Origin of the sequence: Thalassotalea sp. PS06, assembly GCF_007197775.1 — a bacterium.
Taxonomy (GTDB): domain Bacteria; phylum Pseudomonadota; class Gammaproteobacteria; order Enterobacterales; family Alteromonadaceae; genus Thalassotalea_A.
In genome coordinates this window covers 3,592,028-3,607,625 of sequence record NZ_CP041638.1, presented here as the reverse complement: position 1 = coordinate 3,607,625, position 15,598 = coordinate 3,592,028, and the positions used below count along the sequence as shown (strand labels likewise).

8 protein-coding genes and 1 rRNA gene are annotated in these 15,598 nt (G+C 44.8%); 7 read left to right on the top strand and 2 right to left on the bottom strand.

Annotation, left to right across the window (positions count from 1 at the left end; all coding sequences use genetic code 11):
• Window positions 1-81: 81 nt before the first annotated feature.
• On the bottom strand, window positions 82-2,856 hold the full coding sequence (locus FNC98_RS15955; protein WP_144035256.1) for a TonB-dependent receptor: 2,775 nt from the start codon (window positions 2,854-2,856) through the stop codon (window positions 82-84).
• A gap of 408 nt (window positions 2,857-3,264) precedes the next feature.
• Between FNC98_RS15955 and pulA the strand changes: the two genes are divergently transcribed.
• The 6 genes from pulA (at window position 3,265) to FNC98_RS15925 (ending at window position 12,561) form a co-directional block, all read left to right on the top strand.
• Window positions 3,265-6,144, top strand: coding sequence for a pullulanase-type alpha-1,6-glucosidase (gene pulA, locus FNC98_RS15950; RefSeq protein WP_260680382.1), 2,880 nt, complete (start codon window positions 3,265-3,267; stop codon window positions 6,142-6,144).
• A gap of 38 nt (window positions 6,145-6,182) precedes the next feature.
• Window positions 6,183-8,240, top strand: a complete 2,058-nt coding sequence (locus tag FNC98_RS15945) for a glycoside hydrolase family 97 protein (RefSeq protein WP_144035255.1) — start codon at window positions 6,183-6,185, stop codon at window positions 8,238-8,240.
• A 64-nt stretch (window positions 8,241-8,304) separates the two neighbouring features.
• Window positions 8,305-9,753 carry an MFS transporter gene (locus FNC98_RS15940; protein WP_144035254.1) on the top strand — a complete coding sequence of 483 codons (1,449 nt, stop codon included), beginning with the start codon at window positions 8,305-8,307 and terminating at the stop codon, window positions 9,751-9,753.
• A gap of 189 nt (window positions 9,754-9,942) precedes the next feature.
• Window positions 9,943-10,971 carry a LacI family DNA-binding transcriptional regulator gene (locus FNC98_RS15935; protein WP_144035253.1) on the top strand — a complete coding sequence of 343 codons (1,029 nt, stop codon included), beginning with the start codon at window positions 9,943-9,945 and terminating at the stop codon, window positions 10,969-10,971.
• Window positions 10,972-11,090: 119 nt separating this feature from the next.
• Window positions 11,091-11,663, top strand: a complete 573-nt coding sequence (locus tag FNC98_RS15930) for a fused MFS/spermidine synthase (RefSeq protein WP_144035611.1) — start codon at window positions 11,091-11,093, stop codon at window positions 11,661-11,663.
• Window positions 11,656-12,561, top strand: coding sequence for a spermidine synthase (locus FNC98_RS15925; RefSeq protein ID WP_144035252.1), 906 nt, complete (start codon window positions 11,656-11,658; stop codon window positions 12,559-12,561). Before FNC98_RS15930 ends, FNC98_RS15925 begins: the two co-directional genes overlap by 8 nt.
• 76 nt (window positions 12,562-12,637) lie before the next feature.
• Here the strand turns inward: FNC98_RS15925 and FNC98_RS15920 are convergent, their stop codons facing one another.
• The gene (locus FNC98_RS15920; protein WP_260680381.1) at window positions 12,638-13,270 is read right to left on the bottom strand and encodes a peroxiredoxin-like family protein; all 633 of its coding nucleotides are present in this window, start codon (window positions 13,268-13,270) and stop codon (window positions 12,638-12,640) included.
• Window positions 13,271-13,996: 726 nt separating this feature from the next.
• Here FNC98_RS15920 and FNC98_RS15915 point away from each other — a divergent pair.
• Window positions 13,997-15,539: ribosomal RNA gene (locus tag FNC98_RS15915) — 16S ribosomal RNA — on the top strand.
• Window positions 15,540-15,598 lie beyond the last annotated feature (59 nt).

The following is a 15,598-nucleotide window of genomic DNA, read 5'->3' as shown; positions in this document are numbered from 1 at the left end:
AACGCTTTCAAGAAAAAGGTTAGATAAAAAAAAACCTGCTAGGAATTATCCTAACAGGTTTTTCGAACAGTTCAGAGTGTCTTAGAACTCGTAGTTGATACCAAGTAAGTAGTTAGCACCGTAGTACTGATACAAGGTAACGAAACGAGAGTCCGCAGCATCTGCCTGAACGTCGTCTTCTTTGGTAAGGTTTTGAACCTTGAAGGTAACACGCAGACCGTCTAGAGAGTCAATACCTGATTCGCTGAAGTCATAGCCGATTTGTGCATCCCAAAGTTCACCACCTAAGCTTTCGAATTCTTGTAGTGATAAGCTCAGACCGCGAGCTTCAGTTAAGAATTCATCACGCTTGGTGCCTGATAAACGGATTTCAAAACCACTGTTTTCATAGTAAGCCGTGAAAGAGTAGCTCTCTTCAGACAAACCAGGAATACGGCCACCGTCATCTAACTCACCGTCAAGGAACGTAGCACTACCTACTAAACCAAAGCCGTCAAGAGCATCGGCGAATAGATTGAACGGTACGCTTGCCTGGAATTCGTAACCACGTACAAAACCTTCAAAACCATCAGTCGTTGTGCCTACAAAACCTTCGAAGGTTTGCGGCGTAAGAATAGTTTCTTCTCCAGTAACTTCGTCAACAACTGTGACTTGGTGGTAACCCGGAATGTACTCGTCAGAGAAATCAGTTAGCACGCTACCAGAACGGTGCCAGTTAGTTAAGTCTTTGTAGAAGAAGGCTGCAGCGAAGTAACCTTCATCAGCAAAGTAGTTCTCGTAAGAGATATCAAACTGGTTTGCTTCAAGAGGTTTTAGCGTTGGGTTACCAGCGCTACCACTCCAAGGGCCATTTTCAGGATCTTCACTTCCTACCTGATTTGCGTTAAATGAGAAACCGAACTGATTGTTAGGCTTCATCTGGTCCATACGTGGACGAGATTGAACTTTACCAATCGCAGTACGGATAAACTGGTTCTCAGCAATCTCAAAGCTTAAGTTTAAGGTAGGAAGAACGTCAGTGTAGCTGTCGCCACCAGAAACTGCAGTTGCCAGGGTATTACCAGTGCCTTCTTCAGTCGTTGTTGAGAAACCTGTAGAGCTCTGGTCAACGTCAATAACCTGAACGCCGAAGTTACCGCTTACGTAGATACCAGCAAATTCAGTATCGATATCCAACTTACCGTAAAGGGTAGTGATTTCTTCATCAACCTCGTAAGTATCACCAAGACGATCGTTCTGAACCAATGAAGCTTCAGTTGCTGTGTAGTAACCGGATTTAAACAGACCTAGTGAATCGTACGCAAGAACGCCGTTGATACCAATGAAGCTAAGATCCGCTACGCCCAATACTTCAGGAATAGGAGCATCTCCAGGATAAGAAGGCGCTGTTAGGTAGTCACCTTCATTAAGTTTTGATTTGCTGCGGTCAGAGTACATGATTCCTGCTTCTACAGCAGAAATGAAGCCCCATTCAACAACACCGTTTACAGATAAACGGAAGCTGTCCAGGCTTTCTTCAAACTCAGGACGGTTAACGAACCCGTCTTGTGCGTCACCACCGATAATTGGCGCACCCCAAGCTTGAGGACCAGCAAGACGAATTAAACTTTCATCAGTGTAATCAACACCTGGTAAGGTTGGATGATCTGAGTACATAACACCAGTAGATGTCATTTCCCAGGAACGCGCAGCAGTAGGACGGTCAGCCATACCTGCACGGCCAACACCTGAGTAGCTCTCTACGTCAAATAGTAATTTATCAACTTTACCCGTCGAAAGATCGGCTTCTAAAGTCCAGTCATCAGTTAGAGAGTACTCAACGTTTAAGCCGAAAGTGGTAAGTTCCGCTTCCTGGCTTCGCGCATCGTTACGAATTACTGAGTGGAAACCATCCCAATAACCTGAAGTTACAAGGCCATTTTCAACTTCAGTAACAGTGTAGTTTACGCCACCCCATACTGGACCACCTTCTTCAAGACCACGACGTACGTCGTTTTCATTGAAGTCGATGTATAAAGCGTCTAGCTGAAGTTTTAAATTATCAGTTGGCGCCCATTCAACGATACCAGCGATTGAATCACGCTCTAGCATTGCAGAACGAACGAAAGAATCGTGACCGCCTAAGATTTTACCGTCGTCAGAGTCAGCATAACCCCATGCACGGAATTGCTCTTCCTGACGAGGAGTTTCCTGAGTCGCTACAGTAAGTGCCAGACCTAAAGTGTCGTCAGCAAATTGGTCAACCCAGTTGAATGAAAAACGATGACCGTTATTATCGTAGTCTGGGTTTGCTGCATCTTCGCCATTTTGCTCATAGTCAGCATTGATGGTGAAAGTAGAATCAGCATTTAATGGACTAACAGTTTGTAGATCGATTGTACCACCGATACCCTGAGACACTAGGCCAGCTTCAGGTGTTTTATATACAACGATAGTAGATACGATTTCGGTAGGGTATAAATCATATTCAACACCACGGTTGTCACCCATACCTAGTAATTCACGACCGTTTAGTGAAGTACCGACGTAGTTTTCGTTAAAACCACGAACAGATAGACCGCTAGTACGACCGTTACGACGCTCACCAGAAAGGCCTGGTAAACGAGAAAGAGATTCAGCGACTGAAGTATCAGGTAATTTACCGATATCTTCAGCAGATAGCACTTCAACGATTGAGTTGGTGCTCATTTTGATAGCTTGTGCTTTTTGAAGACTGCCACGGATACCCGTAACTTCAATGACTTCAACTTCTTGCTCTGCCGCTGTTTCTTCAGCAGCAAAAGACACAGAACTCATGGAAATCAGGCCAGTCGAAACCAGCGCCAACGCCACCTTGTTCGGCTTAAAATTTAACATATTGTTTCTCCCCGTATACATCCATGCATCATTATTGTCTTAATCATCCTGATTAAGTTATATGTGTTTTTTGTACAAAAATCACCCACTTTTTGCGGATTCTGACTATGTTAATGGCACTGGTCCGATAAAAGAATTCCCTGCATACGTATTCATAAAAGACGTGTGCGGGTGTAACAACTTTAACCAGTGATTAACAAGGGCGGATTAAAAAGCACTTAAAACAATAGGTTATTGGGTGAATATTGCAATATTGTGACACCCTCATTAATGCTTGAATACGTATGCATTTGCTAATTGCCAGAGGTTCGAGCATCCTAGCGAAAGTCAAAACCAAGTCCAGGACTCTGGTTTTAAACACTATTTTCTCAGGCTGCGCGCTAGCCTGTTAATGGTACGGAAAAGTATATGATTAAAGCCCCTTCCCTCAGGTTTGCTCAGATTTTGAAGACGTCTGCTTCCTTATTTCTTCCTATATCAATGATTGCCCTTTCAGGGTGTCAGGCTGACGAACAAGGTCAGCAGCCAGAGATTTCAGCAAAGCAAATACTCGCAGCTACCAAGTCGGCTCAGGCTCACTGGTTACAACAAAATCATATTGTTTTGGTTGACGGTCAAACCGATCCTTTGGCGGAAAAAGCCTACCTGACTTCAATCGACATGATTGGCCAGGTCAGCGAACTGCATCCATTGCAAGTCAATGAGATGTCTGAACAACTGGCAACAAAATATCCACATCTGGCGAGTTTTTCCGCTCGTCAGTCTTATCAGTTAACTTTGCCAGACGCAGATATCCGCAGTTTAGTAAAGGGACCTTTATATTTGATAAATGTTGATGAAAGTCAGCAGGTTACTTTTGCAACTGCTGTGCAGTTCGGGAATCTTTTAGATGCCTTATATACATCCGGTAGCAATGATGCCGATGAATATACTAGGTTCGGTAGCGCCACCTCAAAACAAGCTGGTGAATCCAATACTCAGTTCTCGCTTTGGGCACCAACGGCGAAATCCGTATCGGTAACTTTGTTTGAAAAACCTGGTGTGCCGGCAGAACCGGCCAAAGTTCAGCTTAGTGAAGATACTAGCACCGGAATTTGGTCCGGAGATCTTTCCGGGGACTATCAGGGTTATTACTATCAGTATATTCTCGAAATTTACCATCCTGATGCAGGTAAAGTCGTTAATATCACCACTACCGATCCTTATTCTTTATCATTGTCAACAAATAGTGAGTACTCACAACTAGTTAACCTTGATGGTGCCGAAACAATGCCTGCAGGCTGGCAACAGCATCAGGTTCCAGAAGTGCAGGATTTTGAGGACAATGTGTTTTACGAAACTCATATCCGTGATTTTTCCGCCCATGATAACGCTCTGAGCAACTCAGATTTTGTCGGCAAATATAAGGCTTTTAGTGAAAAAGCCAGCGACGGTATTCGTCACCTTAAACAGTTAAAACAAGCGGGCCTGAATAATATCCACCTATTACCTGCCTTTGATATCGGTACCGTAAACGAAGATCCGAAGCTGCGCGTTTCTTTGGATGATACGGTTGCTAAGCTATGTTCACTGAAAGCTGAACATGTCTGGTGTCAGGGCGAAAATAAGCTTGATGAAGAGCAATCGCAACAGACACTGCGCGCGGTATTAGAAACCTTCGACCCAATGAGTGACAAAGCCCAGCAAGCAGTAAGCCAATGGCGTGATATTGACGATTACAACTGGGGCTATGATCCTTTCCACTATACGGTTCCAGAAGGCAGTTATGCGACTGACGCGATGGGCATGGCGCGTATCGTCGAGTTTCGGGAAATGGTGCAAAGCCTGCACAATATGGGCTTTCGGGTGATTATGGATGTGGTTTATAACCACACCCACAAAGCAGGCCTGGAAACTACGTCTGTCCTCGATAAAATCGTGCCTGATTACTATCAGCGCCTTAACCCAATAACTGGTGATATCGAACAATCAACCTGCTGTGATAATACCGCAACAGAACGTTCGATGATGGCGAAATTGATGGTTGATTCTCTGGTTGTCTGGGCTCGTGATTACAAGATTGACGGCTTTCGTTTCGATTTAATGGGGCACCAGCCTAAAGATTTGATGCTTGAAGCAAGAAAAGCGGTTCACGCCGTTGATCCGGATAACTACTTCTACGGCGAAGGTTGGAACTTTGGCGAAGTGGCCAATAACCAACGATTTGTTCAAGCCAGCCAACTTGAGCTAGCTGGAACGGAAATTGGTACTTTTAGCGACCGCTTGCGAGATGCGGTTCGTGGCGGTGCGCTTAACGCAGCTGGCGATGATATCCGTAAAGCTCAGGGCATTGGTAATGGCCTGGGTACCTATGGAAATGAATTAACGACGTATGGCAACGAGCTGGTAGCAAATAAGCAATCTCAGTCTCTCAATGCTATGGATCAAATCCGTGTTGGTCTTGCCGGAAACCTGGCTACCTTCCCGCTTGAGAATAGTCAGGGGGAACAGGTGTTGGGTAAAGATATTCCTTACGGTGCTCAGCCGACCGGCTACGCTTTAGATCCTGCCGATACCGTTAACTATGTGTCCAAACACGATAATCAGACGTTATGGGATAACAACCAGTATCGTTTGCCTTATGACATGAGCACTGAAGACAGGGCCCGCGTACAAGTGTTGTCTTTGGCTTACCCATTGATGGCACAAGGTATTCCGTTTATTCACATGGGATCTGAATTACTGCGTTCTAAGGCGTATCTAAGGGATAGTTACGATTACGGCGACTGGTTCAATCAGGTCGATTTTGCGATGCAAACCAACAATTACAATGTTGGTCTGCCACCAGCGGAAAAAGATCAGCAAAACTGGCAATTGATTACCGATGTAATCAACAACAATGAAGGTCGTGATTTGGTTAAGCCTGAGCATATTGCCTGGACCAAACAGCGTTTTATCGAGTATCTGTCGATTCGCATGTCGTCGAAGTTGTTCCGTTTGCCAACCGCTGAAGACATTCAACAGCGAGTGACTTTCGAAAACACCGGTAAAGAACAGCAACCTGGCATTATCGCCATGAAGCTAGCAGACAACATCGACGGCAAGGCTGACCTAGATCCAAAATTTGCTGAGATTCTGGTGATATTTAACAACCAGGCTAAGACCAGTCGTTTTGCTTATAACGATATTGAAGGTTGGAAATTACATCCAACTCAACAGCAAAGTGATGATGCAATCATTAGTGCAAGTCGAGTTACAGACTCAGGCTTTGAAGTTGGCAAATTAACGGTAGCGGTATTCGTTCGTTAGCCAACAGGCCTGGCTGAGCGTAAACAAAAGGAAAGTTTATGGGTAAGTTAACACAAGTAAACAAGAGCTTTTGCTATCTCGTAGTCATCGCCAGTGCATTTAGTGCATCGGTTTTGGCCAAAGAAGTATCGGTATCGTCCCCTGATGGGAAAATTACCTTTACCGTCAGTGATGACGATAAAACGCCAAAATATCGCATTGATTTTAACGGTCAGGAAGTGATTGAACCTTCAGCGCTTGGCCTGGTATTTCGTGACAGCGATTATTTTGAATCTGGCTTTGAAATTAACTCGAGTAAGCGTAATCAGGTAAAACAAACCTGGCAGCAGCCCTGGGGTGAAAGCAAAGAAATCTTAGATCACCATAATGAATTAAGTGTCACATTCAAAGCGGATCGCGATAACGTCAACACTTATGGCTTAAGAGTTCGCGTATTTAACGATGGCGTTGGTTTTCGTTATGAGGTTCCAGAACAGGCAGGGTTAGACGAAATTAACATCACCAACGAGCTGACCGAATTCGTGATGGAGAAAAACGCCGATGCTGCTGCCTGGTGGATCCCAACGCGAGGCTGGAATCGTTATGAATACGTTTATAACACCACCTCGCTTCGCGATGTCGATCGTGCTCACACACCATTTACGATGAAATTAACCAATGGCGTACATGTCAGTATTCACGAGGCGGCGTTAGTTGATTATTCCGCGATGAGCTTAGATCAACGCCGTCATGGATTCCTGAAAGCAGATCTGGCCCCTTGGTCTGATGGTGTACTGGTGAAAAAGCAAGGCGCGTTTAATACCCCTTGGCGCACCGTGCAAATCAGTGAAGATGCCACGGGTCTGTTAAATTCTCACCTGATTCTAAATCTTAATGAGCCAAATAAACTCGGTGATGTGTCCTGGGTTGAACCGGGCAAATACATTGGTATTTGGTGGGGCATGCATATTAACGAAAACACCTGGGGCAGTGGTGATAAACACGGTGCAACAACCAGTGAAGTTAAGCGTTATATGGATTTTGCTGCCAAATATGGTTTTGATGGTGTTTTAGTTGAAGGCTGGAATATTGGCTGGGATGGCAACTGGTTCTTCAATGGTGATGTATTTAGCTTCACCGAAAGTTATCCCGATTTCGACATGGAAGCTATCCACAAATATGGTCAAGACAAAGGTGTGCGTCTGATTGGTCACCATGAAACCTCAGGTAATGTCACTAACTATCGCAACCAGATGGAAGATGCTTTTACGTTGTATGAAAAGCATGACGTGGCTCAGGTGAAGACCGGTTATGTTGCCGATGGCGGTAATATCAAACGCATCGATGAAAATGGTGTTGCCCGCAAAGAGTGGCACGATGGCCAGTTTATGGTGAATGAGTATTTGTACAATGTAAAGCTTGCTGCGAAACACAAGATTTCTATCAATACCCATGAACCAGTGAAAGATACGGGTTTGCGTCGTACTTATCCTAACTGGATTTCCCGTGAAGGCGCCCGTGGTCAGGAATTCAATGCCTGGGGTAATCCACCAAATCCTCCTGAGCATGCTGCGATTTTACCTTATACGCGTATGTTATCTGGACCTATGGATTTTACACCGGGTATTTTTGACATGACCTTTAATGGCCTGGGTGCGGATACCAACCGCCCGCAAACCACATTAGCGAAGCAATTAGCCTTGTATGTGGTCTTATATAGCCCAATCCAGATGGCTGCTGATTTGCCACGAAATTACGAAGCTAATTTACCGGCGTTCCAGTTTATTCGCGATGTACCGACCGATTGGGAGCAGAGTATTGCCCTTGATGGCGAAGTTGGCGATTTTGTTATCTTTGCCCGTCAGCAGCGCGATAGTCAGGATTGGTTCCTTGGTGGATTAACCGATGAAGATGCTCGTGATGTAAGTGTCGCGTTGACCTTCTTGAAGCCTGGCGTACAATACCGGGCACAGATTTACCGTGATTCAGAAAAAACCAACTGGGTCGATAATCCTGCAGAGATCACCATCGAAGAAAAAATGGTGACTGCTAAAGATACATTAAAACTAACTATGGCCAACAGCGGCGGATTCGCAATTCGTTTGCAGGCTCAATAGAGTCTGCTAGCCAGGGTATGAAAATTTGGGGATGGCGCTTGCGCCGATTAAAAGAAGTATGACAATGAAACAAAAGCCACAATTATCGTTTTGGCAGATCTGGAACGTTAGTTTCGGATTTTTAGGGGTGCAATTTGGTTTTGCCCTGCAAAATGCCAACGTTAGTCGCATTCTCTCCGATCTCGGAGCGGATTTGCATTCACTTTCACTGTTCTGGTTAGTTGCGCCGATCATGGGGTTGATCGTGCAGCCTATCGTCGGCTCTGCATCCGATAGAACCTGGAATCGCTTTGGGCGTCGCAAACCCTATATTCTCGCCGGTGCCATTCTGGCCGCTTTGGGTATGATTTTGATGCCTAACGCACCGCTATTTGTGGCGATTATGGCGCCGATGATATTTGGTGCCATCATTCTGGCATTTATGGACGCGTCATTTAACGTTAGTTTTCAGCCATTCCGTTCGCTCGTATCGGATATGGTACCAGCTTCACAACGCAACATCGGCTACTCGGTTCAATCCTTGTTGATAAACATCGGTGCCGTGGTAGGTTCAATTCTTCCGTTTGTGCTTACCAATGTGATTGGTCTGGAAAATACCGCAAAAGCGGGAGAAGTTGCGCCGTCGGTTACCTGGGCATTTTATATCGGTGCAACCGTATTATTAGGTTCGGTACTTTGGACGGTATTTCGTACTAAAGAGTATCCACCTGAAGAGTACTACGCATATCGTGGTGAAGATGCTGCGGCAATTGCCGCCGAGCATCAAAAGAAAACCTCTATTGGCCAGAGCTTACGTAACTTTTTTGGTTTGATGAAAACCATGCCAGATACCATGCGTCAGCTTGCGGTTGTGCAGTTTTTCTCATGGTTTGCGTTGTTCATTATGTGGGTTTACTCAATGCCAGCGATTTCCCAGCATATCTGGGGCGTTGAAGTGCAGTGGTTTGATCCAGCCTTTATTGAATCTGTTGGCGAAGTACCTCAATCCGTTCTGGACGCCAAAGGTGCTGCCGGTGACTGGGTAGGTATTATCTTTGCCGCTTACTCACTATTTGCGGCTATCTTCTCTGTATTTCTGGCGAAACTTGCTGATAAATTTGGTCGTAAGCTGGTTTACTCTCTATCTTTACTGGCCGGTGCATTAGGTTATTTCTCCTTCATGTTACTTGGTCCTTCGCAAGTGGTTGAAGTGAATTTGTTAATCACCTCAGTAGAAATCCCACAGGATGCGGTTTATCTATTGCTACCTATGATCGGTATTGGTATTTCCTGGGCGGCGATTCTGGCAATGCCTTATGCAATACTTGCCGGCTCATTACCGGTTAGTAAAACCGGGGTTTACATGGGCATCTTTAACTTTACAATTGCTGCGCCGCAAATCGTGTCGGGTATATTCTCTGGTTGGATCCTGAGTGCCGTGTTTGATAATCATGCAATATACATTGTTATGCTAGCAGGTGTATCAATGCTATTTGCGGCATTATCGGTAGGTCTGGTTAAAGACAGTGAATAGTTACAATCCTCGGTTAACTTATCTATATAACCGAGACTAAAGTTTAGTGCGCAGACGCCAGATTTCAGAGTTGGATTCTGCCTTCTGCAAGTGATTTAGATATTCACGTTCTGCGCACTGACTACTTCTCTTCTATACAAGCCGCTGAAGTTGGGGTAACATTTTCCTCATCGATTTGTAGCCAGACGTATTATTGTGAAAGCAACCTCATTTGATATTGCCTATCGTGCCGGTGTTTCTCAGTCCACGGTTTCCCGGGCATTGCGTAACAGTCCCTTGGTTAATGAAGAAACCAGAAAGAAGATTCAGGCGATCGCCAAAGAGCTGAATTACAAAGTCGATAAAAACGCCCGAAACCTGCGCTCACAACAAAGTAATACCCTTGCCTTACTGTTGTTTGAAGACAAAGGTGCCGATGAATCAAAAATCAATCCTTTTTTCCTGACCATGTTAGGTTCAATTACTCGAGCCTGTTCTAATTCGGGTTATGATTTGCTGGTTTCATTTCAGGAAATGGAAAATGACTGGCACGCTGAATACGCAGATAGTAATAAAGCCGACGGCATCATCCTGCTTGGCTATGGTGATTACACCGATTACCGGGACAAGCTTTTGCACTTGCATCAACAGGGTACGCACTTTGTTCGATTCGGAGCGGAAGTAACGGATATGCCGGTTACCAGTATCGGTGGTGATAATATTGGCGGCGGCAAGCGATTGACCGAACATCTGATATCTAAGGGCAGTAACAATATCGCTTTTATCGGTACAATTTCTGAAGCTGCACCTGAGTTCCTGGGTCGTTATAAAGGACATCAACAGGCTCTGGAAGCTGCCGGGTTAGCGGTAAATCCTGACCTTCAGGCAAATGCGATATCTTCAGAAGAAGCGGGATATCGGGCGACAAAATCTTTGCTGGATAAAGGCATTCCATTTGATGGTTTATTTGGTGCCAGTGATTTGATTGCCATAGGTGCTATGCGCGCGCTTCAGGAATCTGGTTTACAGGTTCCAGACGATGTCGCAGTTGTAGGCTTCGATGACATTCCAATGGCAAGCTTTACCAAGCCAACCTTAACGACGGCGAAACAGGATACCCTATTAGCAGGGCAACTTTTGGTGGATAATCTGTTGAGCATGATCGCCGGTTCGAAGCCAAAAACCGTATTAATGCCAACCCAGTTGATTACTCGAGAGTCATCAAACCGCACCAAATAACTATTGCCTGTGCAAGCCTTTCACTGGTAAGTTAACTCCATGTTAATTGCTAGCTTTGTGGTTGTACCGTGCAAAATCCTCTAATTTTTCTTCTCGCCTTCTCTGGTGGCTTTTCCATTATGGGTATTCAGTTACTGGGAGGTCGAATTCTCGCGCCCTACTTTGGTTCCAGCGTTCACGTCTGGGGCAGCATTATTACTGTGTTCATGTTGGCATTATCAATAGGCTACTTATATGGTGGTCGCTTATCAATGAAAAACCCATCACTGAAAAGATTTGGCATGATCTTTATGCTTGCAGGTGCCACCCTGTTACCCCTGATTTATTTCACCACCAATATTCTCGATTGGGTGTTTATCAATATTGAAGACAGTCGTTATGGCTCTCTGGTGGCATCAACCATCTTATTTCTGGTGCCGACGGTTATTTTGGGAATGATTTCGCCCTACTCGATTCGCTTGCTTGTAACGCACCAGGACGAGAGTGGACAAATTGCCGGGCTGCTTTATTTCGTTTCAACCATGGGGAGTGCGTTAGGAACCTTACTGACATCTTTTTACCTCGTACTGTGGTTTGAAGTGAATCAGATTTTGTTTTCATTTTGCGGTTTGCTTGTAGTTCTTGGCATGCTGGCCTGGGGATATCAGCACCTTGCCCAGAAAAAGGCGGCGGAGGTTATGGTTCATGGCTAATCTCAAGACATTTCATCAACCTTTTGTCTCTGCGACATTGGCCTGTTTGTTGTTACTTATTCCAAGTGTAGCTTCCGCGAAAGTCATCAAAGAACAGCGTTCCATGTATCGAAACATCTTTGTCGAAGACAAAAAGAATATTCGCTGCCTGAAGTTCTCCGTTAAACGTAAAGTATCCAGCCAATCCTGTATTGATAAAGAAGAGCCAAACCGATTGGTGTTTGACTACACCAAGTTTGTATTTGCTGGTCTTCTGGTTAACCCAAATCCAGAAAGTGTTTTGATCATTGGTCTTGGTGGCGGCACTTTGTCAAATAGTCTGCAATTGTTGTTTCCTGACATTAAGGTCGACAATGTGGAAATTGATCCGGCTGTTGTGTCAGTCGCCAAAGAGTATTTTGATTTCAAAGAATCGGACAATATTAGAACCTTTAATCAGGATGGCCGTATTTTTATCAAGCGGGCGGGCATTAAAAAGCAACAATACGACTTAATTATTCTTGATGCCTTTAATGGCGAGTATATTCCTGAGCATTTATTAACGCGCGAATTCCTTCAGGAAACGAAAGCATTGTTGAGTGAGGATGGCGTCGTGGTAGCTAATACCTTCTCAAGTTCATTGTTATATCATCATGAAACTGCAACCTACCATGATGTTTTTGGCGATTTCTATACTGTAACCAAAGCCAATAATTCCGGTAATCGTATTATCCTTGCTGCAACTAACTTGCCTGATGAAGGAACCTTGTTTAATCGAGTCAAAGATTGGCAACAGCCGTTAGAGCAATTAGATGTGGATATGAAATATACCGCATCCTTGATTGAACGTCAGGCACAAGAGGAATCCGACTACCGGGTGTTAACCGACCAATACTCGCCAGCGAACTTACTTCAATAACATTTGTAAGCTTCATAAATACTAAAAAGGGCAGATTTATCTGCCCTTTTCATTTGCTGATTAACGATAAGCCATTTTATTTAGCTAACTCCGCTGCCATCAGTAACAGTTGCGGATCTAATCGAACTCTGAAGTTTGGATTTACGTATTGAAAGTGAACCAAACCTTCGTCATCAATTACATATACAGCCGGAGCTGGCAGAACTAATCTTTCTTCACCCGCAGCATTTTTCTGTAACGGATTTTGCAGATCCATTTTATCTAAGTAACGATCGGTCACTTTTTGTGATGTGAAAAATGCTAAACCAAATGCCTGACTCATTTTTGAATCGAAATCTGAAACAAGCTGATAGCTTAATGCTTCCTTTGTGATACTTTTTTGCATATCCGCTGGTGAATCTGTGGAAACGCCTATTAATTGATAGCCAAGTTTGACCAAGTCTTGTTCAATGGCCTGTAGTTGTCCCATCTGTACGTTACAGAATGGACACCAGCCTCCACGGTAAAAGAAAAGAATCGTTGGCTTTCCATCAATTACAGATTGCAAAGAAACTTGTTTACCTTCTAATGTTGTTGTCTGAACTTCAGGTACTTCCTGACCGACTAATAACGGCGTGACTAAATCTGCGGATTCTGCGATTGGTTTGCTGAAACTTGAGGCGCTAAAGATTACGAGTGCACTAGCGATAATGGCGTTAACTAATTTCAAAATGGTTTCCTTTGTTATATTCATCGATTGTCATTGTAATTGGTATCATTACCCTGATGACTTTCTTTGACCGTATATAAGTTAAATTAATTACAATTTGATTTAGATAATTTGATTGAATTAGCAATCTTACTTCACCTAATCTAAACTCTATTTTCTGGGGTATGTTTAGGGAATCGCTCGACGATTAAACGGATCGTATCATTTTTAACCGAACGATCGTTTTTTTGCATTTTTTCTTTGATCAGGTGTTGACGCCGACGGGAAAATCCCTAAAATGCGCATCCACTTCCACGGGACATCCCAACGAAGTGTTTTGATACGATAACCTCAAGGGTTTAACCCGGTTATCACGACCGAAACTGAGAAATATTCGAAAACAACTTTTTCGAAATAATTATCAAAAAGCGGTTGACATCAAAACTGGATGGCGTAGAATGCGCATCCTGCTTCGGGCAAGGCCTGCAGCGAAACAACGAGATTAACGAATGCGATTAATTCTCGGCTTTTTTAAAAGCGCATCTTTAACAATTAGTTATCAAGCAATTTGTGTGGGCACTCAAGTTAAGACAGTTTTACCATATAGCTCGAAAGAGCAATATAAAAGTCTTAATGATTTGTGACACATGAGTCTTTATTAATTTATTTAATATACGTTTATATGTCAGTTACCTTAATTGGTAACAAGTGATTCATTGAGCATGGTCCGCAAGGACAACAACTTTTTAATTGAAGAGTTTGATCATGGCTCAGATTGAACGCTGGCGGCAGGCTTAACACATGCAAGTCGAGCGGAAACGAAGAAGAACTTGTTCTTCTGGCGTCGAGCGGCGGACGGGTGAGTAATGCTTGGGAATATGCCTTAAGGTGGGGGACAACAGTTGGAAACGACTGCTAATACCGCATAATGTCTACGGACCAAAGGAGGGGATCTTCGGACCTTTCGCCTTTTGATTAGCCCAAGTGAGATTAGCTAGTTGGTGGGGTAATGGCCTACCAAGGCGACGATCTCTAGCTGGTTTGAGAGGATGATCAGCCACACTGGGACTGAGACACGGCCCAGACTCCTACGGGAGGCAGCAGTGGGGAATATTGCACAATGGGGGAAACCCTGATGCAGCCATGCCGCGTGTGTGAAGAAGGCCTTCGGGTTGTAAAGCACTTTCAGCGAGGAGGAAAGGTTAGTAGTTAATACCTGCTAGCTGTGACGTTACTCGCAGAAGAAGCACCGGCTAACTCCGTGCCAGCAGCCGCGGTAATACGGAGGGTGCGAGCGTTAATCGGAATTACTGGGCGTAAAGCGTGCGTAGGCGGTTGTATAAGCGAGATGTGAAAGCCCCGGGCTTAACCTGGGAACTGCATTTCGAACTGTATGACTAGAGTTTTGTAGAGGGTGGTGGAATTTCCAGTGTAGCGGTGAAATGCGTAGAGATTGGAAGGAACATCAGTGGCGAAGGCGGCCACCTGGACAAAAACTGACGCTGAGGCACGAAAGCGTGGGGAGCAAACAGGATTAGATACCCTGGTAGTCCACGCCGTAAACGATGTCAACTAGCTGTCTGTGGACTTGATCCGTGGGTAGCGCAGCTAACGCACTAAGTTGACCGCCTGGGGAGTACGGCCGCAAGGTTAAAACTCAAATGAATTGACGGGGGCCCGCACAAGCGGTGGAGCATGTGGTTTAATTCGATGCAACGCGAAGAACCTTACCATCCCTTGACATCCAGAGAACTTTCTAGAGATAGATTGGTGCCTTCGGGAACTCTGAGACAGGTGCTGCATGGCTGTCGTCAGCTCGTGTTGTGAAATGTTGGGTTAAGTCCCGCAACGAGCGCAACCCCTATCCTTATTTGCCAGCGCGTTATGGCGGGAACTTTAAGGAGACTGCCGGTGATAAACCGGAGGAAGGTGGGGACGACGTCAAGTCATCATGGCCCTTACGGGATGGGCTACACACGTGCTACAATGGCAGATACAGAGGGCAGCAAGACCGCGAGGTGGAGCGAATCCCACAAAGTCTGTCGTAGTCCGGATTGGAGTCTGCAACTCGACTCCATGAAGTCGGAATCGCTAGTAATCGTGGATCAGAATGCCACGGTGAATACGTTCCCGGGCCTTGTACACACCGCCCGTCACACCATGGGAGTGGGTTGCAAAAGAAGTAGCTAGTTTAACCTTCGGGGGGACGGTTACCACTTTGTGATTCATGACTGGGGTGAAGTCGTAACAAGGTAACCCTAGGGGAACCTGGGGTTGGATCACCTCCTTACCTTAAGTAAAACAACTTTCTTGAGTGTTCACACAAATTGCTTTGATAACGAATAAAGA